Source organism: Pedobacter sp. KLB.chiD, assembly GCF_047040275.1.
GTDB lineage: Bacteria > Bacteroidota > Bacteroidia > Sphingobacteriales > Sphingobacteriaceae > Pedobacter.
The window spans coordinates 3,763,305-3,787,212 of sequence record NZ_CP178207.1; the positions used below are offsets into that span (position 1 = coordinate 3,763,305).

18 protein-coding genes and 1 pseudogene are annotated in these 23,908 nt (G+C 39.2%); 4 read left to right on the forward strand and 15 right to left on the reverse strand.

Translation table 11 applies throughout. The features are described 5' to 3' along the window. Positions 1-45 precede the first annotated feature (45 nt). The gene (locus ACK1I8_RS15435) at positions 46-1,344 is read left to right on the forward strand and encodes a cryptochrome/photolyase family protein (protein WP_412466223.1); all 1,299 of its coding nucleotides are present in this window, start codon (positions 46-48) and stop codon (positions 1,342-1,344) included. On the opposite strand, the gene ACK1I8_RS15440 is transcribed toward ACK1I8_RS15435, so the two are convergent. The 9 genes and pseudogenes from ACK1I8_RS15440 to ACK1I8_RS15480 form a co-directional block, all read right to left on the reverse strand. Further along, positions 1,341-2,369 carry a hypothetical protein gene (locus ACK1I8_RS15440; protein ID WP_412466224.1) on the reverse strand — a complete coding sequence of 343 codons (1,029 nt, stop codon included), beginning with the start codon at positions 2,367-2,369 and terminating at the stop codon, positions 1,341-1,343. The genes ACK1I8_RS15435 and ACK1I8_RS15440 overlap by 4 nt on opposite strands. A 143-nt stretch (positions 2,370-2,512) precedes the next feature. Further along, positions 2,513-3,388 (reverse strand): FKBP-type peptidyl-prolyl cis-trans isomerase, encoded by an 876-nt coding sequence (locus ACK1I8_RS15445; RefSeq protein ID WP_412466225.1) that lies wholly within the window; start codon positions 3,386-3,388, stop codon positions 2,513-2,515. Then, on the reverse strand, positions 3,389-3,880 hold the full coding sequence (locus tag ACK1I8_RS15450; RefSeq protein ID WP_412466226.1) for an FKBP-type peptidyl-prolyl cis-trans isomerase: 492 nt from the start codon (positions 3,878-3,880) through the stop codon (positions 3,389-3,391). It lies immediately after the preceding gene. A 124-nt stretch (positions 3,881-4,004) separates the two neighbouring features. Next, positions 4,005-4,451, reverse strand: coding sequence for an FKBP-type peptidyl-prolyl cis-trans isomerase (locus ACK1I8_RS15455; RefSeq protein WP_412466227.1), 447 nt, complete (start codon positions 4,449-4,451; stop codon positions 4,005-4,007). Positions 4,452-4,837: 386 nt separating this feature from the next. Continuing rightward, the gene (locus ACK1I8_RS15460) at positions 4,838-6,631 is read right to left on the reverse strand and encodes an acyl-CoA dehydrogenase family protein (RefSeq protein WP_412466228.1); all 1,794 of its coding nucleotides are present in this window, start codon (positions 6,629-6,631) and stop codon (positions 4,838-4,840) included. 156 nt (positions 6,632-6,787) lie between these two features. Next, positions 6,788-7,140 (reverse strand): annotated as a pseudogene (locus ACK1I8_RS15465) (four helix bundle protein). A 111-nt stretch (positions 7,141-7,251) separates the two neighbouring features. Next, the gene (locus ACK1I8_RS15470; protein WP_412466229.1) at positions 7,252-8,427 is read right to left on the reverse strand and encodes an acetyl-CoA C-acyltransferase; all 1,176 of its coding nucleotides are present in this window, start codon (positions 8,425-8,427) and stop codon (positions 7,252-7,254) included. Positions 8,428-8,615: 188 nt separating this feature from the next. Further along, on the reverse strand, positions 8,616-11,021 hold the full coding sequence (locus ACK1I8_RS15475; protein WP_412466230.1) for a 3-hydroxyacyl-CoA dehydrogenase NAD-binding domain-containing protein: 2,406 nt from the start codon (positions 11,019-11,021) through the stop codon (positions 8,616-8,618). 72 nt (positions 11,022-11,093) lie between these two features. Further along, positions 11,094-11,528: a MarR family winged helix-turn-helix transcriptional regulator gene (locus tag ACK1I8_RS15480; RefSeq protein WP_205058158.1), complete on the reverse strand. Its 435-nt coding sequence runs from the start codon at positions 11,526-11,528 to the stop codon at positions 11,094-11,096. Positions 11,529-11,653: 125 nt separating this feature from the next. On the opposite strand from ACK1I8_RS15480, the gene ACK1I8_RS15485 reads away from it, so the two are divergent. Next, positions 11,654-12,616 (forward strand): hypothetical protein, encoded by a 963-nt coding sequence (locus ACK1I8_RS15485; protein ID WP_412466231.1) that lies wholly within the window; start codon positions 11,654-11,656, stop codon positions 12,614-12,616. Between the two features lie 370 nt (positions 12,617-12,986). On the opposite strand, the gene ACK1I8_RS15490 is transcribed toward ACK1I8_RS15485, so the two are convergent. From ACK1I8_RS15490 to ACK1I8_RS15510, 5 genes are all read right to left on the reverse strand, one after another. Continuing rightward, a complete protein-coding gene (locus ACK1I8_RS15490) occupies positions 12,987-14,309 on the reverse strand; it encodes a DUF6089 family protein (protein ID WP_412466232.1) in 1,323 nt (440 codons plus the stop codon). Between the two features lie 163 nt (positions 14,310-14,472). Next, positions 14,473-15,849, reverse strand: coding sequence for a DUF885 family protein (locus ACK1I8_RS15495; RefSeq protein WP_412466233.1), 1,377 nt, complete (start codon positions 15,847-15,849; stop codon positions 14,473-14,475). Positions 15,850-15,885: 36 nt separating this feature from the next. Beyond that, entirely contained in the window at positions 15,886-16,182 is a 297-nt protein-coding gene (locus ACK1I8_RS15500) for a hypothetical protein (RefSeq protein WP_412466234.1), read from the reverse strand. Between the two features lie 139 nt (positions 16,183-16,321). After that, positions 16,322-18,043, reverse strand: a complete 1,722-nt coding sequence (gene ggt, locus ACK1I8_RS15505; RefSeq protein WP_412466235.1) for a gamma-glutamyltransferase — start codon at positions 18,041-18,043, stop codon at positions 16,322-16,324. After that, entirely contained in the window at positions 18,018-19,790 is a 1,773-nt protein-coding gene (locus ACK1I8_RS15510; RefSeq protein WP_412466236.1) for an AMP-dependent synthetase/ligase, read from the reverse strand. Before ACK1I8_RS15510 ends, ggt begins: the two co-directional genes overlap by 26 nt. 257 nt (positions 19,791-20,047) lie before the next feature. Between ACK1I8_RS15510 and ACK1I8_RS15515 the strand changes: the two genes are divergently transcribed. Continuing rightward, positions 20,048-20,512 carry a hypothetical protein gene (locus ACK1I8_RS15515; protein ID WP_412466237.1) on the forward strand — a complete coding sequence of 155 codons (465 nt, stop codon included), beginning with the start codon at positions 20,048-20,050 and terminating at the stop codon, positions 20,510-20,512. A gap of 145 nt (positions 20,513-20,657) precedes the next feature. Here ACK1I8_RS15515 and ACK1I8_RS15520 read toward each other — a convergent pair whose 3' ends face one another. After that, positions 20,658-22,487 carry a M61 family metallopeptidase gene (locus ACK1I8_RS15520; RefSeq protein WP_412466238.1) on the reverse strand — a complete coding sequence of 610 codons (1,830 nt, stop codon included), beginning with the start codon at positions 22,485-22,487 and terminating at the stop codon, positions 20,658-20,660. Positions 22,488-22,814: 327 nt separating this feature from the next. Here ACK1I8_RS15520 and ACK1I8_RS15525 point away from each other — a divergent pair, with 327 nt between their 5' ends. Then, positions 22,815-23,906 carry an efflux RND transporter periplasmic adaptor subunit gene (locus ACK1I8_RS15525; protein WP_412466239.1) on the forward strand — a complete coding sequence of 364 codons (1,092 nt, stop codon included), beginning with the start codon at positions 22,815-22,817 and terminating at the stop codon, positions 23,904-23,906. The last annotated feature ends 2 nt before the right edge of the window (positions 23,907-23,908 follow it).

Below are 23,908 nucleotides of genomic sequence, written 5' to 3' on the forward strand. Positions count from 1 at the left end.
GGAAGTTCAGCATGACGTAATATAAGTAATTTATAATTTCCCTGAATGACTCCAATATCCATTTTCTGGTTCCGCCGCGATTTACGTTTAACGGATAATGCCGCATTATACCACGCCCTAAATGGCGACTATCCGGTTTTACCACTTTTTATTTTTGATCAGAATATACTGGAAAAGCTACCAAAAGATGATGCACGCGTAACCTTCATTTATCAAACTGTCGAAGCGCTAAAAAAACAACTTCGGCAGCAAGGATCAGACTTACTGGTAAAATACGGCGCACCTGAGAAAGTATGGCCTGAAATTTTAAAGGAATACCATGTTAAGGAGGTATACGCCAATCACGATTATGAACCCTATGCCCGCGAACGTGATGATAACATGGCCGAGTTTTTAACCAGCGAAGAAATTGTGTTTAAAACCTATAAAGACCAGGTTATTTTTGAAAAAGATGAAATCTTAAAAGCAGACAAAACACCTTATACCGTTTTTACCCCTTTTTATAAACAGTGGCATGCCAAACTGAACGATTTTTATATAAAAGCTTATCCAACCAAAAAGTATTTTAAAAACCTACTGCAAACCAGGCATCTGCCTAGTCCGGGTTTAAAAGAAATGGGCTTTGAAAAGAGCAAGCTGGATTTTCCGAAAATAAATTATAAAAACAAGCTTGATGATTATGCAAAAGAACGCGATTTCCCTGCGCTTGATGGTACCACACACGTTGGTCTGCATTTGCGTTTTGGAACGTTAAGCATCCGGAAAGCCGTTAAAGATGCCCTGGAAGCAAAATCGAATGTCTGGCTTTCGGAACTGGCCTGGCGGGAATTTTACATGACTATAATTTGGCATTTCCCATACGCTGCTTTCGATTCGTTTAAAAAACAATATGATAAAATTAAATGGCGCAACAATGAAGATGAATTTAAGGCCTGGCGTGAGGGCAATACCGGCTATCCGATTGTTGATGCAGGCATGCGCCAGCTGAACCAAACCGGCTGGATGCACAATCGCGTACGAATGATTGTGGGCAGTTTTTTAAGCAAACATTTACTGATTGACTGGCGATGGGGAGAGGCCTACTTCGCCGAAAAATTATTGGACTATGAAATGGCGAGTAATGTTGGCGGCTGGCAATGGGCTGCAGGATCAGGGAATGACGCCGCACCTTATTTCAGGGTATTCAATCCCGAACTGCAAACCAAGAGATTTGACCCTAAACTGGAATATATTAAAAAGTGGGTACCGGAATTTGGCACCAAAAACTATGCCCAACCGATAGTTGAGCATAGTTTTGCAAGGGAAAGGGTTTTAAAAGTTTTTAAAGAGGCGTTGAGTGATTAATTAACATTGAACGAAGGGGCGTTTGGGACACCACCGGAAAAAAAACGACCTGTACCCCAAATACTTCCTGGTTTTCCTTCTTGAGTACCTATATCGATGATAATTGGACCAGTCGCATTACCAATACTGTAGCTACCTAAACTATAATTAAATATTGTATAATTTGGATTTGGAAAAATAGCAAAACTATAATTGTAGTTTAAATTACTAAAATAATAATCTGTTTCATTTGTTCTCCAACCACCAAAAGTTTTTTTTAATTCTTGACGCGAACTGAAATAATATCTGATACGGTATTCTAATGCAGCAGGATCCCAAACCTCAATATCGGTTCTGGGTGCACTATCTTTCCATAGGTCAACAAAAAGCCTTCTCTTACCATCCTCGTTATAGTATAATTCAGATTTAATAGCACTGGTTACAACAGATCCAAAAGTTGCTTCAGTATTAACTACAGCCATCTTTGTTGACACACTCCCCACGAATATGCCTTGGTTTGCATCGGTCTTATAAATACTATTAATCTGCGATTCGCTTTTATGTTTACCGGCATAAGAAACCATACGTTGATCTTTTGTATATACTGTTGTAACGCCTCCAATCTTCACCTCTCCGTTTATATTGGTAAATAGCGCTGAAAGTGGAGTACCGAATCTATATGTTAAAGAACTATCCGATTTGATTTCTACCAAATCAGAATATTTAGTCTTAAAATCATCAAATGCCTTAGAATTATTGACATTTTGATATTCCTTTTCTATTTCCATAAATATATCCTTGTAAGACTTAAAATTTACCAATTCTTTTGGTTTGGTATTAGAATTTTCAGGCTTTACCAAGATATTAACCAAAGAATCAAAGGCTTTTTGATCTCTGAATTTTAAATATCCGTTTTCAATGCTAACCGCGTTTGTTAAAAGTTCTTCTTTTTGATTTCCGACAGTAGCATCCTTTTTACAGGAAGCAATTGAGATACTAGCCAGCATAGGTAGTATTAAGTAGCGTAAATTAAATTTATTTTTCATAATTAGATTGTATGTTTTCCCTTACACATCAAACATACAACTAAAAAATAAGTTATGAAAGCTAAAGCCAAAAAATATGCCCAACCAATAGTTGAGCATAATTTGCAAGGGAAAGAGTTTAAAAGTTTTTAAAGAGGCGTTATCTAATTCGTAACCTTAACAATTTCTATATCAAAATCTAAAGGCTTCCCATTAGCTAAATCAGAAGGGATAATAAGACGAAGTTTTCCACCCGCAGTTACTTTTCCTGGCAATATTAACTGCCAACCTTTATATAAGTCAGACAAAACACTACTAAAACTTCCGTCTGTACTAGTTTGCAACACTGTTCCATCTAAATATCTTACTGTGTAATTTGCAACTATCGTTGAGGTCAGGCTAATCGCATCCGTTCCTGTCCCGGGTGTAATAATGCTGTAGCGCGCTCTTGAAGGGTCTTTAATTAGTGTAAGATTATTTTTTGAAATAAATTTATTAATCTCCAATTCGTCAATTTCATGCCGCTTCGATTCGCTGTACATCACTAAATCAACTATAATATTTTCATTTGAACCGATATTCAAAGCACTAATACCGTTTTTACCAAAAGCTAAATGCGATGGCATAATCAAAGTAGCACTACCACCCCTGTTTAATTTGGTTAACACCTCTCTTACCGGAGCAAAAACATAATTTACAGTCTGGCTATTAATCCTGAATTGATCTGTATATCCTAAATAAGTACCTAGGATCATTAAATCAGACGTTTGCTGTAAAACTTGCCCAGATAATGTTTTAAAGGTATAAGTATAATAAACCGAGTCCTGATTCGCAACCTTACTGCCCGTACCTTGTGTATTGATTTTAAAATAATAACCTTTGGTCGGATCTTTATCGAAATTAAGATTATTTTTTTTTAAGTAGGCCTGGATAGCTGCATCATCTATACTTTCAATAGACTCATATTCCTTTTTGCAAGCGCTGAAAACTACAGTAGCAAATAAGAGTGTAAATAGGCCAAGTTTAGTAAATTTGTTCATTTATTGTTGTACGTCTGTAAGTGTTATCGTAAAATCAAGTACGGAATTAGCAGGAACGGAAGATGATGGCGAGCGAGTTCCATAGGCATAATAAGAGGGGATAATTAACCGGATTTTTCCTCCCTTTTGTATTTTTTGAATCCCAAATTGCCATCCTAAAATCACATTTCCAAGTTTAAACGTGGCGGGAGTTCCCTTAGTACTATCGAAAATAGTACCATTTAATAGTCTTCCTTCATAATCTGCAGAGATCACTGTAGAAGTTAAATAACTTACGCTTCCTGATCCTGGAGCAATAATCTGATAAAAAATACCGCTGGCGTCTTTTATCGCCGGGATATTATTAGTCTTCACAAAAGCAGCAATAGCCGTCGTATCTGCTTTAAATTGCGGCGTAGGATCGTAAGCATCATCAACAGGGACATTTTTCTTACAGGCCGCTAAGCAACCTGCGAGGCAGACCATGATCACAAAATATTTAAATTTAACCATTATCCGCAAAAATAAGCTTTTAATGTGGTTGCAACAATTTTTAACCTATTTTAACAATTTTAAGGCATTTAATGTAATAGCAAAGACCCAGACATATTAGCAGATTTTGCTTTAGTCTTTAAACTTATTGTACGTTTGATAGTTGAATGTTAAAATCCAACACAGAATTTCCCGGAATGGGGCCTACCGAACTACTGCCATAGCCTAATCCTGGTGGAACAATTAATCTGATTTCGCCACCTTTCTGAATTTTAGGAATACCTATACGCCAGCCTTGAATCAGTTCTGCAAGATTAAAGGTTTGTTCTTTGCCACCTCCATTATCAAACACATTGCCGTTTAACAATCTGCCCTCATATTTAATGGTAATTTTGGTATTGCCCGGATAAGTGAAGGAACCCGAACCCGGTTTAATGATCTGATAATATAAACCAGAATCGTCTCTCACGGCATCGATATTATTTTTTCTGATAAACTCTGCGATCTGTTTTTCGGGATCTTCGTCTTTCTTACAAGATGAAACAAAAGCTACACTTAAAAAGAGCAGGGTAAGGAATCTAAATTTACTCATATGCGAAAATATGATTTAATATCATAAAGCTAAGGACTTATTATTTTTTCAACTCCTGTCATGCTAAGTTTAAATTTGCCACGTAAAAATCAATATAAACGACTGTAATCAATTTACTAGTAAAAAAATCTCTCAAGTTACAATCATTTCGAGCGGATTGCAACGAAGTCGAGAACCCGAAGGCTCTGCGAAGCAAAATCTGCCTCGATAGATCTCTCCATTTCGCTGTGCTACAGTCGAGATGACGACCATTCTACTGATGTCCTGTCACTTCGTACCTCAGCATGACAGCATATTATATTATAGCCTTATGTAGAATAAAAAAAGGTTTAGCGCTTGAGGTTAATGCACCCAAACCCTAAACCTTAAGCCCTACACCCTAAACCTTAAAAAATATATTTATTTGCTTCAATAAGCTGTTGTGCAACTCTTTGACGGGCGTCTTTAACATTAAACGGCTCTACTTTTGTAAACCGGCGTAAACCTACCTGCATCATACGCAGTTCATCACCTTCTGCAAAAGCCCATAGTGCTTCTTTACCTGCTTTTGCTATACCATCGACAGCCTCTACCAAATAAATCCGCAATAAATCCAGCTGACCTGCACAGGCCTCTTCACCGCGGGTATGTACCAGTTTTTCTGTCCTTAATAAAGCTGATTCAAGCACATAAACATAACTGGCCATATCGGCAATGTTCATTAAAATTTCCTGTTCTTTGCTTAGCGTCATCATTAATTTTTGAACCGCAGCACCAGCGACCATTAATGTTGCTTTTTTAAGGTTGGAAAGCACTTTTTTCTCTGCAGAAAATAAGGCTGTGTCCTCTTCACCAAAGTCAGGTATGCTCATCAGCTCGGCGGCAACGGCAGTAGCAGGCGTCATTAAATCGAGTTCACCTTTCATGGCGCGTTTCAACATCATATCAACCGTTAACAATCGGTTAATTTCGTTTGTACCTTCAAAAATACGGTTAATACGGGCATCGCGGTAAGCCCTGTCCATAGGTGCATCAGCACTAAAGCCCATACCTCCATAAATCTGTACACCTTCATCTACTGTATAATCTAAAGCTTCAGAACCCCATACTTTTAAAATGGCACACTCTACGGCAAATTGTTCAACAGACTTTAACCTGGCTTTGCCAGACTCCATTCCGCCTGCAACCAATTGATCATAAGTATCATCAATATTTTGTCCTGCACGGTAGTTTGCCGCATCAACCGCATAAAGCTTAGCCGCGATTTCTGCAATTTTAAAACGGATGGCACCGTATTTCGAAATCGGGCGGCCAAACTGGATCCGCTCGTTTGAATAGTTGATAGCTGTATTTAAAGTGGCTTTCGATGCTCCGATAGCTGCCGCAGATAATTTGATACGGCCAATATTTAAGATATTTACCGCTATTTTAAAGCCGTTTTCGCGTTCACTTAACATGTTCTCAACAGGTACAGGGCAATCGTTAAAGAAAACCTGACGGGTTGACGAACCCTTGATACCCATTTTGTGTTCTTCCGGGTTCATGGTAATGCCACCGAAACCTTTCTCCACAATAAAAGCAGTTAAGTTCTTATCATCATCAATTTTGGCAAAAACGATAAAAACATCCGCAAAACCACCGTTGGTGATCCACATTTTCTGACCATTGATGATATAATGTTTACCATCATCACTCAATTTCGCCTTGGTTTTACCGGAGTTGGCATCCGAACCTGAGTTTGGCTCAGTTAAACAATAAGCGGCCTTCCATTCACCCGAACCAAGTTTAGGAATATACTTGGCTTTTTGTTCTTCGTTACCATAATATAAAATAGGTAATGTACCAATTCCGGTATGAGCAGAAAGCGCAACGGCAAAAGAATGGCCTGCACCTACCACATCAGCAACCAACATGGAAGTATTGAAATTTTTGCCAAAACCACCATATTCTTCCGGTACGGAAACACCAAGAATACCCAGCTCGCCAGCTTTGGTTAACAGTGCCGGCATCAGCTCAGGATCTTCCTGCTTATCAATTTTATCTAAATTGGGGTAAACCTCAGCTGCCAGAAAATCGCGACAGGTTTGTGCAATCATCTGCTGCTCTTCGTCAAACTCTTCAGGGATAAATACCTCCTGATAAGTGGTATCCTTGATTAAGAATTCACCACCTTTAATTGTCTTTTTTTCAGTTGTTTCCATTGCTTTAGTATCTAGTAGCAAGTATCTAGTCAAAGCTTAAGATCTAGATACCGCTAAGTTTTTGAAAAAGGTAGCGATTACCAGACATCAAGACAAAGCTCAACACCTAACATCGCTTTAATATTTATTTTATTATTTCATCAATCAATTTTCCACCTAAACCTTGAGACTTTTATCCAAAGCATAAACCATTTTTTGAATTTCAGTTGTTTTCTTTATCAGATTAGCTGATAATTCATCATCCAGCAATTCCAGCCTGTTCGAAATAATGAGCTGTGTTTGCAATTCAAAGGCTGAGCCATGGCTTATCGTCAAAAAATATTTGAATTGAGCTCCACTACCCCTGCCAGAGCCTTCTGCAATATTTGAAGGAATTGAAACTGAACATCTCTTCATTTGCGAGATCAACCCAAATTTTCGTCATTTGGCAAAAATGATGTCGCTTTGTAAACTTCAACTGCCAGGTCAATTGATTTTCGCCATACTTTTAGTGTTTTAAAATTATGCATGATGCTTTGGTATTAAGTTATAAATACAAATATGTTTGGGACGATTTTATAATTTGGTTAAACCCTATTATTCAATCTCGATACTTGATACTCATATCTTGATACTATTTCCTACAATAATTCAAAAATCCCTGCGGCACCTTGCCCGGTTCCTACGCACATGGTTACCATTCCGTACTTTTTGTTTTGTCTTTTCAGCTCGTTCATGATTTGTACGGTCAGTTTTGCTCCGGTACAACCCAGTGGATGCCCTAAAGCAATTGCCCCTCCGTTTACATTAATTACATCGGGGTTTAAATCCAATGTTCTGATTACCGCCAACGACTGCGATGCAAAGGCTTCATTCAGTTCGATCAAGTCGATATCTTCCTTTTTCAAGCCGGCTTGTTTCAATGCTTTTGGGATCGCCTCAATCGGGCCAATGCCCATAATACGTGGCGGAACACCTGCAATGCCGTAACTGACCAACCTGGCAATCGGTTCGGCATTTAATTCTTTCATTTTCTTTTCAGACACGACCAATACAAAAGCCGCTCCGTCTGATGTTTGCGATGAATTACCCGCCGTTACACTACCCACTGCATCAAATACGGGTTTCAGTTTCGCCAACTTTTCCAGCGTGGTATCTGCCCGTGGCCCCTCATCGGTATCAACCACGTAAGAACGGGTTTTCTTCTTCAGGTTGTCATCAAGATAGTTCTCGTTTACTGTAATGGGCAGGATCCCATCCTTTAAATGACCATTTTTTATGGCATGAATAGCTTTCTCATGAGATTTTAATGAAAAGGCATCCTGATCTTCACGGCTGACATTATATTCTTTAGCTACAGCCTCGGCAGTTAAGCCCATGCCCCAGTACCAATCTGGATTTTTTTTTGCTACCTCTGCATTCGGAACCAGTTTCCAGCCGCCAAAAGGCATTCCACTCATTACCTCTACACCACCTGCTATAATACAATCGGCCATACCCGCTTTAATTTTGGCAACTGCGGTTGCAATCGTATCTAAACCTGATGCACAGTAGCGGTTTACGGTAACACCAGGTACTTTATCGGTATCCAGCCCCATTAGCGAAATCATACGACCAATGTTTAGCCCTTGCTCTGCCTCTGGTGTAGCATTACCCACCATTACATCATCAATCTGTTCGTTATCTAAATTGGGAACTGATCCTACCAAAGCCCTGATTACTTCTGCGGCTAAATCATCAGCTCTTGTAAAACGGAATACGCCACGTGGTGCTTTACCCACTGCTGTACGATATCCGGCTATAATATATGCTTCCATTGTTAAAGTATCTAGTAATTAGTATCAAGACTTAATTCTTGCATGATTATTTTTTTTATTTACTATGAGCAATTTTTTTCGATAATCGTCATGCTGAACTTCCGCCCGGCCAGTCGGACGGGTGTTTCAGCATCTATCTTGAAAAGACCCTGAAATAAATTCAGGGTGACGATCCGCAAAACTCACTTTTAATTCCTCAGCGGTTTACCTTTTGTAATAATGCTCTGAATCCGCTCTAACGACTTCCGCTCACCTGCAAGGGATAAAAACGCTTCTCTTTCCAGATCCAATAAGTATTGTTCGGTTACTTCTGTTGGTGCAGATAAATCGCCACCGCACATCACATAGCCCAGTTTTTCAGAGATTTTTTTATCATGTTCAGAAATGAAATGCCCGGCATACATACTATTGGCACCTGCATAAACAATCCCCAATCCTTGCTTTCCTAATACTTTAATATCATTCCTTTGTACCGGTTTGGTGTAACCGGCCTCGGCTAGCTCAATCGCTTTCGCCTTTGCATCGGCCAGTAGACGGTTGCGGTTCATGGAGATCGAGAATTTATCTTTTTGCAGATAGCCCAATTCATAAGCTTCGTAACCTGAGGTTGAAACTTTGGCCATTCCAATGGTCAGGAAACGATCTTTCAGTGCATTCTGTACAATCTGATCATCTTTAAACTCATCAGAAGCACGCAAAGCAAACTCTTTGGTACCACCGCCTCCAGGAATTACCCCGACCCCAAATTCAACCAGGCCCATATAGGTTTCAGCAGAAAGTTGAACATGATCGGCATGTAAACTGAATTCGCAACCACCACCTAAAGTTAAATTATGCGGGGCTACTACAACCGGAATGGAAGAATAACGGATCCGCATGGACGTATTCTGAAACATTCTGATCGCCATGTTCAGTTCGTCCCACTCCTGCTCTACTGCCATCATAAAAATCATCCCTACGTTGGCACCAGCTGAGAAATTCGCCCCATCATTGCCGATAACTAAACCACGGTAATCCTTTTCTGCCATATCAATGGCCTTATTGATTCCCGAAATCACGTCACCTCCTATGGTATTCATTTTAGTATGGAATTCTACATTCAGAATGCCATCGCCCAGATCAATAATAGAGACACCTGAGTTTTTCCAAACGGTTTTATTTTCGCGAAGGTTATCCAGGATGATAAACTCATCGGTTCCAGGTAAAGCTTTATAACTTTTGGAAGGGATATCGTAATATTTTTTAATACCATTTTCCACCTTATAGAACGAAGTATATCCGGCATCCAGCATTTCCTGTACCCAGGCTGCAGCTTTATGGCCATATTGCTCCATTCCCCCGATACCTTCCTTTACGCCAACAGCATCCCACAACTCGAAGGGACCGAGTTCCCAGCCAAAACCTGCCCGCATCGCGTCATCAATACGGTACAGTTCATCAGAAATTTCTGGAATCCTGTCTGATACATATTCAAATAAACCAAAAGAAGAATGACGGAACAATTCGCCTGCCTTATCTTTTCCTTTGGCAAAAATCTTCATGCGCTCACGAAGGTTTTCTACCGGCTTGGTCATTTCCAAAGTTGTTGACTTTACCTTTTGCTGAGGCTTATATTCCAGGGTTTTTAAATCAAGTGCAAGAATTTCAGTTTTGCCATCAGCAGTTTTGGTTTTTTTATAGAAACCCTGTTTGGTTTTATCACCAAGCCACTTATTCTCTTCCATTTTTTGCACGTATGCCGGAAGTTCAAACAAATCGTGTGCTTTATCATCAGGACAGTTATCATAGAGACCTTTAGCCACCTTGATCATGGTATCCAGACCTACCACGTCAGACGTACGGAAAGTAGCTGATTTTGGTCTGCCCAATGCCGGCCCTGTAAATTTATCAACTTCTTCTACCGTTAAATCAAGTTTTTCGACCAGATGCAGGAGTGCCATAATCGAGTAAACACCTACCCTGTTGGCAATGAATGCGGGGGTATCTTTACATAAAACGGTTGTTTTCCCTAAAAACTTATCACCATACTGCATCAGAAAATCAACTATTTCTGGCTGTGTATGTGGCGTAGGGATAATTTCCAGTAATTTTAAATAACGTGGTGGATTGAAAAAGTGTGTGCCACAGAAATGCGACTTAAAATCTTCGCTTCTTCCCTCAGCCATTAAATGGATAGGAATACCAGAAGTATTTGATGTAATTAAAGTGCCTGGTTTGCGGAATTGCTCTACCTGCTCAAAAACTTTTTTCTTGATATCGAGATTTTCAACAACAACTTCGATCACCCAATCATAACCTGCAATTTTCGGCATATCATCGTCGAAGTTCCCGGTCTTGATCTTATTTAACGCTTTTTTAGTGTAGATTGGCGATGGATTTGTTTTTACAGCCGTCTGCAAAGCTGTATTTACAATCCGGTTTTTTACAGCCGGGTTATCTAACGCTAATCCTTTCGACTGTTCATCGGGGCTGAGTTCTTTTGGGGCGATATCCAATAACAATACCTCAACCCCTATATTGGCGAAATGGCATGCGATACGCGATCCCATAATACCCGAACCTAAAACAGCAACTTTATTAATGCTTCGTTTCATTACTATTTGCTTTTCATTAGTCTGATAGAAACATGTTATGAATTTACCAGACAGGTTTGATTACTATATTTATTAATCTACAGTATAGGCTACTGTAATATCATTTAATTTGATCAGCAGGTTAATAAAAGTCTCTTTTTCTTTTTTTGAGAAATGTTCGTCAAGATATTCATTAAATTTTCGGACAACTCCCTTCGCCAACTGTTTTTTCTCTTTACCAAAATCAGTCAGAAAAACCTTTACCGAACGTTTATCACCTACTGATGTTTCCCTGAAAATAAGGTTAGCCTCTTCCATGTTATTTAACATACGCGATAAACTGGTAGCCTTAACTCCGAGCAAGCCAGCTAAATTTGAAACCGCAGTTCCCTCAACATCATCTATATTAATAAGCATGTAACCAATGGCCTGGGTAATCCCAAAACCGGATGCCATTTGATTATACTTATTAAACATATTTTGCCAGGCAAACTTAACATGGTAATCTATGGTTTGTTGCTGTTTCATATTTACTAATTTATTATGCTTGCATAACAAAGCTAATGAATGTATTTTGTTAATGCAATAGAAAAATTCAAAATATTTGTCAAATTTTTCTTATCATAGCCATACACAAAATGAAAACGCGGAATATGTTTAAAAGAAAACAGATACTATTGTTTGTTTTTTTTATTTTATGGGCAGCCATCGGCCAAGGCCAGGTTGCCTATTTCGGAAAATCCCTTTTAAACAGCCAAAAAGTAAAGGTTTTCGAAAAAACCATTACCCTGTTTACCCTACAGTATACTGATTATGCCGAGCTGGAAAAATTTGATCAAGCCATCAAAAAAAACTGGACGATTACACCTTATAAAATTATAAGGCCAGAAGAGCTGGCACGTTATGATACGCTTGCCAATTATTCTATTTTTTATTTTGATGCTTATACCGAGAAGTCAGACAGCACTAGCAATACAAATATTATTTATGCATTGAAGTTGCTTACTCAGTCTAAGAAACCTAAGGTAAAAGATGAAAGTTTATTAGCGGCAGTAGCGCTTTTTGCTGATCCGAATACCAATTTCCTGGTTGAAACGCAAGATCAGCAGTATGGCACCAAAAGAAGTATAAAAAACAATATTTTATCTTATTTTTATAATAAAGCTGGTTTCTTCAATTGGTCACCGGGCTTTTTAACAGGTTATTTAAAACAGATAAATGACGGATTGCTAGCCAATGAGAATTGCAATATAGATTACGAATTTTATAACAAAGTGCGATTACCAGAACTGGCGAAGGAAACCCTTTATATACCTGAATATATCAAGCAAGTTTTTTCTTCGAGATTAACACTTTTACCGCCCTCAGGTATTATACCCGAACCTTACAACTACAAAATTAAATTCGTATCGTACGAAGTACTGGATAGTTTAATCCTGAACAAAACTGTTCCTGTTAAATATATGGTTTACACGCAACGCGATAATGATAAAATAATCAGCGTGTATGATAGTAAGGATAATAAAATTATTTACCAACGCTTTTACCCACAATCGCCAAATTTTGAGATGAATGATTTAAGCGAAATTAAAAAGGTGATTGTATCGCTGAAATAAGTTGAGTTCAATGATCTAAGGTCGATTAACATTTATACTTTTTGATCCATTTAACCTTTTTCCAACGTGATCGTCATGCTGAACTTCCGCCCGGCCAGTCGGCCGGGTGTTTCAGCATCCTTTTTCTTAGAAAGACCCTGAAATAAATCCGATAACTATCGGATCAGGGTGACGACTTTGTTTAGGGATTCTTCATTTCGTTCAGAATCCTATTATACTAAGTTAGCTTGAGAAAAATCCTTCACTAGGTCCAGGATGACAATTCGCATTTATAGCTATTAACCAAATTAGCTAGCCACCGTACACAAAACCTTTTAAAACAAAAAAGTCCCGATTTTCATCGGGACTTTTCAAATTCTGTTTAAACAGCTTAGTAAAGTGTAAACTCTACGCGACGGTTTTGCTGACGGCCTGCTGCTGTTTTATTAGAAGCAATTGGTTGACCCATACCGTAACCTGTAGCCTCAATACGTGATGCATTTGCACCTTGAGAAACCAGATAAGCTTTAACGGATTCTGCTCTTTCTTTTGATAAACGCAGGTTTAATTCTTTTGAACCAGTGTTATCTGTATGGCCAGCTAATTTTAAGCTAAAGTTTTTCTGGATCAATAATGCTGCTACTCTATTTAAGGAAGCATAAGATTTAGAACGGATCGTGGCTTTACCTAAATCGAACTCTAAATTTTTAATCGCCTCGTTAACCACTTTACGATCTTCTTCTGTTACGATTACCTTTTCTACAACCTTTTCTGGTGTTTTTAACGGACAACCGGCACCATCAACAACTGTACCTGCTGGAGTATCAGGGCATTTATCCAATTTATCTGCAACACCATCACCATCTGTATCCTTTAACACATCATTCAATTCTGAACGTAATTTTGCATTATCAGCTTTTTGGGCATTTAATTCAGATCTCAGACCTTCTGCGGTTTGTTTTGCTTTTAAAGCCTCATCATAAGTTAAGGCTACCGGATTGTGGAAAGCCAATTGTTTTCCGCTACCCAAAGCAAACTCTAAACCAGCGTAAGCGTAGTTATATTTATCATTTCCATTTCTGTAGTAACCGTCCAGGTTATCACCATCAACAAAATTGATTGTCCAACCTAAATCAAAATTAACCGCGTCAGAAATTTTAAATTTCGCCCCTAAACCTACCGGAATAATCAATTCGTGGATGTTATCGCCACCACCAAATGCTGAAGTCCCTGCTGCAGTGGTAATGGTTGGTTTGTAAGCTGCAATACCCGCTCCGGCCGATGCGTAAAGCTGCAAAGTATTTTCTTTTTTAAACATGTCGATATTGAACATGTTTACTACGGCATTTAAACTTCCTGAATAAGATAAGTCAGTATCGAATGATCTTACAGGAGAGTTGTTTACCGCACCGCTTTCATAAGGCTCGGTATTATCGCCTTTTAATTTACCACGAACTCCGTCTAAACGAAGAGAGAAATAAGGTGTAAACTGTTTTTTGATGTAAAGACCATAACCTAAACTTGATTTGTTGTTACTGAAATCATTTTTTCCGCCCAAAGGTGATAGTGGAGTTAGTACACCAGCGTTTACACCAATAGACCATGTCCTTAATGTTGTAGTTGAAGTTGCCGGACTTTCCTGAGCTGAAGCAACCGACCCGATTAATAAACCAGCAAGTGCAACTGGTAGGGCTTTAGATAATTGTAGTTTCATAATTTTCTGTTTAACGTTGAATAGCGTTTCTCAACCTTTACAATAGCCATACCAAAAAAATACACGCACGTAAAAATACTTATCAACTTTTCAACAGCACATCCAAACGTTTCTATTTATAGATTCTTATCTACTCATGCTCAGCATATTACCTTAACACTACCTATTTAATGTCACCGGCAAATTTCCAGCGGGTGCTAAAATTTTCGGGTAATTGCTGCCGGGTTAATAAGGCCCTTACCATTTCTACAGGCATATTATTTTCATGCAGGATGCTTTTATGAAACTCAATATTGGTCATTTTACCACTTTGTACCAGTTCTTTGTGCAATGCCCTAAACTGTAATCCACCTAACATGTACCCAATTTGGTACAATGGCCCGTACCCACCGGTAAACGATCTGCGTACTTCTGCCGCTGCATTAGCAGGCTCAAACCCTACACGATCTACCAAAAAATCGATACACTGTTGAGGTGTCCATTTACCTAAGTGATAATTCATCGAAAAAATGATACGCGCACAACGGTGCATGCGCCAAAAAAGCATTCCAATTTTATCTTCAGGAGATTTTGCAAAATTCTGGTCCCACAGTAACATCTCCCAGTACAGCGACCAGCCTTCTGTCCAGAAAGGCGTACCAAACACCCTGCGATATGGTTTGTAACGGCTTTGCATAAAATATTGAAGGTTGTGTCCGGGAATAAGCTCGTGAAAAACTACAGCTCTGGAAAAATGCCTGTTGTTGCCACGAAGGGTCATCATTTTAGCCTCTTCACTCATATCTTCCGTTGGATAAGCAATCAGTACCGATTCACCACCCAAAAAAAACGGTGCATACAATTGTTCGCTTGGACTTAACATACGCATGCGCCAGCCTTCTTTGGCCAGGGGAGGAATAGCAATGAGTTTATTTTTCTCTACAAAATCTATGGCTTCATTAGCCAGTTGATAAACCAGTTCAGGCTGTTTCCCCAATTCAGGATAATCGGCTTTAACCTTTTCCAGTGCTTTTTTCCAATCGCTACCAAATCCCATTTCCTGCGAGGCTTTAAGCATTTCAGCATCGCACCAGGCAAATTCCCGCATGGCAATTGCCTCAATCTGTTCAGGCGTATAAGCAATCATCTCATCGTTTAAATTGCTCAGCAAGGCTGTTCTTCCTATCGGATTACCAATAATGCCACTTCCATCGTCTTTAATATTGGAAGGTTTAGCTATGTTACCCAACACATCAGCATAAGCCTTCATCGCATCAATTACGTCTGGATAAACTGCTTTTGTGGATTTGGTAAACTGAGGGTCGTAACCATCATAAAATTTATAGGCTTCCATAAATACAGACTGGTATTGATTAACCGTTTGCTGCGCCCAGGAGGCCTGTACTGCTGTAACTGTTAAATCTTTATTTTCTACTGCTTTTGCGGTTTTCTGAATGGCCGCTTTTAATTGTTCGAACTGTTGCTGGGTAACTTTACCGTCCTGTTGTGTACCAATTCTTCGTTTTGCTTCAAAATCCAATAATGTTTTGGCAAAAGGCAAAGTAAAAATGTTGCTTTTAAATTCGGAATAACTTTGCTACAAGCTGGCCGAATCAGCGCGGATATCACGTTTTAGCAAAATATAATCTACCCTTTCGTTTACAGTTAGCTTGTTAAAAGGCAATGATTTTAATTGTTTCTGCCATTCAGCATAAAAGCGTTCCATTCGCTTAAAGTATTCTTCCGATCGCTTTAGCGTATATTTACGGCTCAGCATCATCCCATCTGATTGATATTGATTAATCAGTGGACTTACCAGGCTGGCCTCATTGGTTTGAGCCTGCAATTGTAATGCAATTGTTAGAAGGAAAGACAGAGAAAATAGTTTACGCATGGCGATATGGGCATTTTGAATTGCCGACGCAATATAACTAAACCGCTACGCAATTGCCGCAGGGTATCTATGTAACATATTTAAGGGTAGCAGATAAAAGGCAATTCAGGCCAATCATGTTCCTGTAATCCAAAAATAGCTACCAGCCAACGGCTTTATCATCCCCTCTGGGGTCGGCTCCCCCCTGATAATTGCCCCATTTTGTTTTTAAAACAGCATCAACCCTACCTATTGGACCTCTTTGTAAGATTTTATAACCTTTTGCCCTTAACCTTTCTGTTGATAAGCTATCGATGGCATCTTTTTCAACATACACTTCATCTGGCAACCATTGGTGGTGAAACTTTTTAGCAGCAACAGCCGATTGCATAGACATATCGAAGTCGATTACATTTATGATGGTTTGGAATACAGAGGTAATGATGGTTGATCCACCAGGTGTACCTACCACCATAAATAATTTTCCATCTTTTTCTACAATGCTTGGCGTCATGGAGCTTAACATTCTTTTATTAGGTGCTATGGCATTGGCTTCTCCACCAACCAAGCCATACATATTGGGTGCTCCGGGTTTAACAGAAAAGTCGTCCATTTCATTGTTTAATAAAAAACCTGCTCCTTTTACGGCCACTAAAGATCCGTAAGAACCATTTAAAGTGGTGGTGATGGAAACCGCATTTCCATCGCGATCTACGATAGAGAAGTGTGTGGTTTCTTCATGTTCTGCTGCTTTTATTTCGCCAGCCGAAACAGCACTGCTTGGGGTTGCAGCTGCCCAGTTAAAGTTTGCCATCCGGTTTTTATTATAGGCAGCGTTTAGTAATTGTTGTTGAGGAACGTTATAAAAATCAGGATCGCCCAGGTGTGTTGCGCGATCGGCATAGACCCTCCTCTCGGCTTCGACAATTACCTGCACAGTTGAATCGGTATTATGGCCCCATTTTTTTAAGGGATAAGGTTCAACAGATTGAAGCAACTGGATGAGGGCAATACCTCCGCTTGAAGGAGGTGGCATGGTAATAATTTTGTACCCCCTGTAACTCCCGGTTATAGGTTTACGCCAAATGGCGTGATAACTTTTTAAATCTGCTTTTGTAATAAGTCCTTTTCCACGTTGCATTTCAGCCACAATCGAATCGGCCACGGCTCCTTCGTAAAAACCCGACCTGCCTTTCTCCTGAATAAGCTTTAAGGTATTGGCCAATTCCTTTTGCACCAACACATCATTTTCCTTCCAGGTACTTTCTAAATTGACGAAAGCCGTCCCGTTAGGATTAAATGCCATAAACTTCCGGTGCAAAGCATTCAGTTCGCCAGCCTGCCGTTTGGTAATTTTAAAACCAAGGTTTGCCAGGTCTATCGCAGGCTGTAATACCTGCGCCCAGGAAAGCTTTCCATATTTTTGATGTGCCTCTACCATACCATCTACTGATCCGGGTACACCCACAGCTAAATGGCCATAAAGGCTTTTATCAACAACCGGATGACCAGCAGTATCCAGGTACATATCTCTACTGGCTGCCGCAGCTGCTTTTTCTCTAAAATCCAAGGCATTTATCTCGCCATTTGCACCACGGTATACCATAAAACCGCCGCCACCGATATTTCCTGCATTGGGATAAACCACGGCCAACGCAAACTGAACCGCCACGGCAGCATCAACCGCATTTCCACCTTTTTTTAAAATATCGATACCTACCTGCGATGCTTCCGGATGGGCCGAAACCACCATACCCTTTTTATATTCGCCACTGTTGTTTTTACCCAATTGCCCGGTTACACAACCAACCAATAACAGCACAACACATAAGTATATTAACGATTTTTTAAAATTATTAAGGGGCTTTATAGTTTTCCGCATCTTTATATATTTTTTCGATTACTTCAATGTTTTTTTCTGTAATCACTTTTCTTTTCAGACTTAATTTTGGGGTAAGTTCACCACCATCTATGCTCCACTCTTTAGGCAAAAGTGCAAATCTTTTTACCTGCTCCCATTTACCAAAACCCACATTAGCAGCTTCGATAACCTCGTTATACTTATTGAGTACCTGCTCGTTTTTAATGATCTCTTCGTTTGAGTTAAAAATAATACCCTTTCTGCCCGCCCAGGTTTTCAGGGTTTCGAAATTTGGTACAATCAGGGCGGAAGGGAATTTTCTATTTTCGCCTAACACCATAATCTGTTCGATAAAAATAGATTCTTTATATTTATTCTCCAAAATTTGTGGGGCAACATATTTACCGCCCGCTGTTTTAAACATTTCTTTTTTACGGTCGGTGATTCTTAGAAAACGGCCGTCAACCAGTTCACCGATATCTCCGGTATGAAACCACCCTTCCTGATCTACTGCTTCCTGTGTAAGATCCGGCCGGTTATAATAACCTTTCATCACCTGGTGTCCGCGTGTTAATACTTCACCATCAGGCGCAATTTTAACTTCCACACCTTTAATTACTTCGCCAACGGTACCGAACATGGTGCCACCAAAATGATTAACGGTAATTACCGGTGAGGTTTCAGTTAGTCCGTAGCCTTCAAAAACAGGCATACCAGCAGCCCAGAAAATTCTTGCCAATCGTGGATTTAGCGCTGCTCCGCCAGATACGATCACCACAATTTCTCCTCCCAAAGCCTCCTTCCATTTTTTGAAAACCAGTTTACGGGCAATCCCCAGTTTAAAGTTGTACCAGGCACCTGCATTAATGGTATATTTTTCGGCTAAAGCTACCGACCAGAAGAAAATTCCTTTTTTAATTCCGGTTAGTGCTTTTCCTTTCTCCATGATCTTATCGTACACTTTTTCCAGCAGCCTTGGCACTGTAGAAAATGCATTAGGTTTTACATGCTGAATATCGGCTACAATAGTTTCCATACTTTCGGCATAATAAATTCCCGTATAATTAAACAGGTACAGATAAATGATCATTCGCTCGAAAATGTGCGATAAAGGCAAAAAACTTAAACTTTTTTTAACACCTTCGGGCATCACTACGGCTGAGTTCACAAAATTTGCGACTAAATTATGGTGCGTTAACATTACTCCTTTAGGCGTGCCTGTTGTTCCCGAGGTATAAATTAAGGTTAAAATATCTTCAGGTGCTACTTTCGACCGATATTCTTCCAGATCGATATCAGTGCTTGCTTTACCCAATTCGATTAGGGCATTCCAGCTTTCGGTTACAGTAATTTCGTTAAAACTATAAATCTTTATAGCCGGATTTATGGCATCGGCGCATGGTTTAACTTTTTTATACAACTCTTCGTCGGCTACAAAAATGATGGTTACTTCTGCATCTTTTAAAATAAATTGAATATCGTGCTCGGCTAAGGTTGGGTATAAGGGAATCTGATAAGCCCCGATCTGGTTGGCAGCAAAATCGGCAATATTCCATTCAGGCCGGTTATGCGACATCACTGCTACTCTTCCGCCTTTACCAATACCTTGTTTAATTAATCCGCGGCTTAGGTTATCTACAGCGTTACAAAAATCTACTGTACTATAATTTATCCATTTTCCGTTAATTTTTCCGCTGATGAATTCCTGCTTAGGATTTTCGAGGCTGTATTTTAAAAGATCAAAAACCCGTTTAATTTCTGCCGCCATAAGAATTGTATATTATTTGGTTAAGTTAAAAAAATCAAGCACAAAGATTATCATCTATTATGCTTTTTTAAGGAAAATAATACCTCATCATAAATAAAACACTGTATTTAGTTTCCGGTAAAAATATTTTAATAAACTTAGCAATTACAAAATTACTATGCAAGCATTGTTTTTTATCCTATGAAAATTTTTACTCAAAAAACAGAAACGGCACTAAAGTTGTTAGGCTGATAATTATTTACAAAAACATTTAAATTATGAAAAAGTTATTTACAATTTTAGGATGCATTGCATTGTTTGCCCTTAGTACAACAACCGTTAAAGCCCAAAACTACAAAACCGGATTAGGTTTAGGCATTGACTTTGGAGATGGCGCTACGTTGGTTGGTCCTTCAATCAGACACCATTTCAGCCCTAAAGCAGCCCTTCAGGGAGATGTATTGTTTGGTGGAAACTCTACTATTATTCAAGGTTTCATCCAATACAACTCAGCTATCCGCGGTGCAAAAGGTTTAGACTGGTATTTAGGTGGTGGTCCATCCGTTCAATTGTATGATGGTGGTTCTAATTTTTATCTTGTTCCAATGGTTGGTTTGGATTACAAATTCTCTGGTGCACCATTGGCGTTAGCTTTAGATTGGAGACCAAGACTTTACATTGGCGATAACGATAGCGATTTTAATGCTGGAAGATTTGGTTTAGGATTTAGATATACTTTCTAGCAAAGCATTTAGCGCATGGCGACAGGCGTTGATACAGCAAGCATTAACATAAAAAATCCCGTAGGATGAATTTCTTACGGGATTTTTTATGTGTACCAGTTGACTCAAGACTTAGAACTTAAAACCAAGGACTTATGATTAAAGACTAACCACCCGTCCATTTTTTCAGTACTGCTTTTTGAACTGGTGTGGCATTTTCGTTAACAGCTACATTTAGGCGTACATTTGGATTTTCTTTCAGGGTTAAAGAAATTTCTTTCTCCAATCCATCACGTCTAACCTTCAGTTTCAGCACATCGCCGATATTCTTTTTGGCTACCAAAGGAACTGCATCTAAAGCTAAAACAGGGCTTTTTAACTTAACAGTTGATAACGCTTCACCTAAAGTGGTATCATCTAAAGTAAGTACCACATCGTTTACATTTAATCCGCTAATCCAGGCCGCAGAATTTCTTGTTGTTGAAGTAATTACCAGACCATCATTGGTTAACTGTCCGGTAGCACCAGTAAACGGTTTACCTGGATTTGCATTTTCTGTCGAAACATCTACACCGGCATAACCTAAGTATTTTACATATTCTACATCATCAACTCCGTTTACATATTTTGCCCAGAAATTGGTAAAACTGATTCCGGATATTTTCTCCACCATGGTTTTAAACTCGGCATCGGTATAACCGCGTTTTAAAGTTTTACACTGCAGGTACATGGCTTTCATTACATCATCCAGGCTTTTAGCACCTTTGGTAGCGTTAATAATTTCGAGATCCATTAGCATACCAATCACTTCTCCTTTATTATAATAAGAGATTGAATTATTTTTTGAGTTCTCATTCGGGCGGTAGCCGATAATCCAGGCGTCGTAGCTAGATGAAGCTGCCGACTGGTATTTGGCACCCGGGGTATTTAAAACCGTACCTACCCCACCTGCTAAATCTTTCAGAAATTCGTTTACATCAGTAAAACCGGCACGGTGCAAATATTTATTTTCATAATAAGAGGTAAAACCTTCGGCCACCCAGAGGTTGGTGGTGTAATTTTCGTTATCATAATCGAATGGGCCCAAAGCAATGGGGCGCAAACGTTTCACATTCCACAGATGGTGATACTCATGTGCAACCAAACTTAAAAAGCCTTTATAACCTTCGGCCGTATTGTAAGCATTTCTTGTAGCGCCTAAAGTGGTAGAGTTTAAATGCTCCAAACCACCGCCGCCTCTTAAGAAATTATGAACAATAAAGAGGTAATATTTATTAGGATTTTCGCCATAAACTGCTGTTTCCTTTTCCACAATTTTGGCCATATCTACTTTTAGCTTTTCTTTATCGTAATTACCGCCGCCATACATAGCCACTTCATGGCGAACACCTGCAGCGGTAAATTCAAAGGTATCCTGATTGCCCACTTCAATAGGGCTATCGTAAAGAATATCAAAATCGGTAGCCTTATACGTAAACTGCTCGCCGGCAACGGGAGTTAAACCGGTAGAAACCTTACTCCAGGTATTAAATGGAATAATCTTTACCGTACTTGGCGATTTGATCATGCCATCGGGATGCATAAAAATCCCCGTTGGTGATAAGAAAGCATGAGATTCGTCGATAAAAGGCGTACGCACTGAAATTTCAAATGCATAAACACGGTAATTAATCTGAATATTGGGGGCCTTTGCCGAGAAAATCCTCCAGATGTTTTTTCTTACTTTTTCAACCTTTACCACTTTACCCCCTGCGGTAGCCTTAAATTCTTCCACACTTTTTTCAAACTCGCGAACCAAATAAGAACCTGGGGTCCAAACAGGCATTTTTACATCTACATAATCTTTCGTCAGTCCAGAAATATTCATCTGTACTTCTGCATAATGCGCTTGCGGTTCTTTAAAAGATACCTCAAAGCCTATTTTTACCTGCGCCTTCGCTGCCATAATACACGTTAGTAGTAAAACTAAACTTAAAATTGATTTTTTATTAAACATATTCACTTGTTTTGCTGCAAATTTAGATTTATTGATGGGCTTTTGATATAAATTAGCTAAATGTGGTGTAAAATAGTTGTTTCGCTCCGATTGGCTCACAGATGATGATCTCGTTATCTTCAAAAATTAATTAATTTTCTTCTTTGTGTCCAAATCCAGAAATAATGGACTAATATAAGATGTTCGTGATTAATTTGGCTGGAAACTGAAAGCTGTAACATCCTTAATACAACAAAATTAGGACTAAACTATTTGAATATTTTTACGCTCTAATTCTAAACATTAATCTCATTTTAATGTTGGAATACGCACTACACAAATCATAACATGAAGAAAAGGTATATTATCTATGCTGTTTTAGCTATAGGCTTGGCTTATCTGGTATATTACAGAATTAATGCAAATAAAAAACTGGAGGGGAAAGGTGGTACATCTGCCGGAGCTGGCAAAGGCAATGGTAAAGGCGGCACTTCAGCTCCATTGGTAGTGGATGGGATTATAGTAAAGCCGGTATCTTTTGATAATGACCTGGAAATAACCGGCGCTATTGATGCAAACGAATCGGTAGTCCTTAAAAGTGAAGTATCAGGTTTGGTTACCGGAATTTATTTTCAGGAAGGCACCACGGTTTCAAAAGGAAGTGTACTGGTAAAAGTAAACGACAGAGATATACAGGCGCAGTTACAGGATGCGCTTACCAAACAAAAACTTTCCGGCACAAATGAGAACAGGGCAAAACAATTGCTGGCAAAAGGAGCAATCAGTCAGGAAGAATATGACACTGCCCTGGCCGATTTAAAATCGTTGCAGGCACAGTCACAATTAGTCAGGGCACAACTGGCCAAAACCACAATCCGCGCACCTTTTACAGGGCGTATAGGCTTACGCAATATTTCTACCGGTACTTATTTAACCCCCACTATGGTAATTGCCAACCTGGTGAGTACAAATCCCGTTAAAGTTACTTTTTCTGTTCCGGAGAAATATGCAGGACAGATTAAAGTGAATTCAGAAATCGTATTTACAACCGATGGCTCTCCAAAAGAAAACAAAGGAAAAGTTTATGCAATAGAACCCGGGATTAATGCTGCTACGAGAACTTTAGAAATCAGGGCTTTAGCCCCAAATGCTGATAATGCTTTGCTACCAGGCTCTTTTGCGAAGATTAAACTGGCTTTAAATACCCTTCAAAATGCAATCCTGATCCCTAACGAGGCTGTTATCCCGGTTTTAAAAGGTAAAATTGTTTATATCCAAAAAAATGGCAAAGCACAGGAAGTTAAAGTAGAGGCGGGTACGCGTACTGATGAAAACATTGTGATTACATCAGGATTAAAAGCGGGCGACACGGTACTAACCACCGGATCAATGGCTTTAAAGAAAGATGCACCGGTTAAAGTTCATTTGGTTAAAGAATAATT

Bases quoted from the DNA above. Each gene is read 5' to 3' on its own strand.
- ACK1I8_RS15455 (WP_412466227.1), bottom strand. From the start codon at position 4,451: ATGAGTAAATTTAGATTCCTTACCCTGCTCTTTTTAAGTGTAGCTTTT.
- ACK1I8_RS15435 (WP_412466223.1), top strand. From the start codon at position 46: ATGACTCCAATATCCATTTTCTGGTTCCGCCGCGATTTACGTTTAACG.
- ACK1I8_RS15515 (WP_412466237.1), top strand. From the start codon at position 20,048: ATGAAAAAGTTATTTACAATTTTAGGATGCATTGCATTGTTTGCCCTT.
- ACK1I8_RS15470 (WP_412466229.1), bottom strand. From the start codon at position 8,427: ATGGAAGCATATATTATAGCCGGATATCGTACAGCAGTGGGTAAAGCA.
- ACK1I8_RS15480 (WP_205058158.1), bottom strand. From the start codon at position 11,528: ATGAAACAGCAACAAACCATAGATTACCATGTTAAGTTTGCCTGGCAA.
- ACK1I8_RS15500 (WP_412466234.1), bottom strand. From the start codon at position 16,182: ATGCGTAAACTATTTTCTCTGTCTTTCCTTCTAACAATTGCATTACAA.
- ACK1I8_RS15525 (WP_412466239.1), top strand. From the start codon at position 22,815: ATGAAGAAAAGGTATATTATCTATGCTGTTTTAGCTATAGGCTTGGCT.
- ACK1I8_RS15510 (WP_412466236.1), bottom strand. From the start codon at position 19,790: ATGGCGGCAGAAATTAAACGGGTTTTTGATCTTTTAAAATACAGCCTC.
- ACK1I8_RS15445 (WP_412466225.1), bottom strand. From the start codon at position 3,388: ATGAACAAATTTACTAAACTTGGCCTATTTACACTCTTATTTGCTACT.
- ACK1I8_RS15520 (WP_412466238.1), bottom strand. From the start codon at position 22,487: ATGTTTAATAAAAAATCAATTTTAAGTTTAGTTTTACTACTAACGTGT.
- ACK1I8_RS15450 (WP_412466226.1), bottom strand. From the start codon at position 3,880: ATGGTTAAATTTAAATATTTTGTGATCATGGTCTGCCTCGCAGGTTGC.
- ACK1I8_RS15440 (WP_412466224.1), bottom strand. From the start codon at position 2,369: ATGAAAAATAAATTTAATTTACGCTACTTAATACTACCTATGCTGGCT.
- ggt (WP_412466235.1), bottom strand. From the start codon at position 18,043: ATGCGGAAAACTATAAAGCCCCTTAATAATTTTAAAAAATCGTTAATA.
- ACK1I8_RS15460 (WP_412466228.1), bottom strand. From the start codon at position 6,631: ATGGAAACAACTGAAAAAAAGACAATTAAAGGTGGTGAATTCTTAATC.
- ACK1I8_RS15485 (WP_412466231.1), top strand. From the start codon at position 11,654: ATGTTTAAAAGAAAACAGATACTATTGTTTGTTTTTTTTATTTTATGG.
- ACK1I8_RS15475 (WP_412466230.1), bottom strand. From the start codon at position 11,021: ATGAAACGAAGCATTAATAAAGTTGCTGTTTTAGGTTCGGGTATTATG.
- ACK1I8_RS15490 (WP_412466232.1), bottom strand. From the start codon at position 14,309: ATGAAACTACAATTATCTAAAGCCCTACCAGTTGCACTTGCTGGTTTA.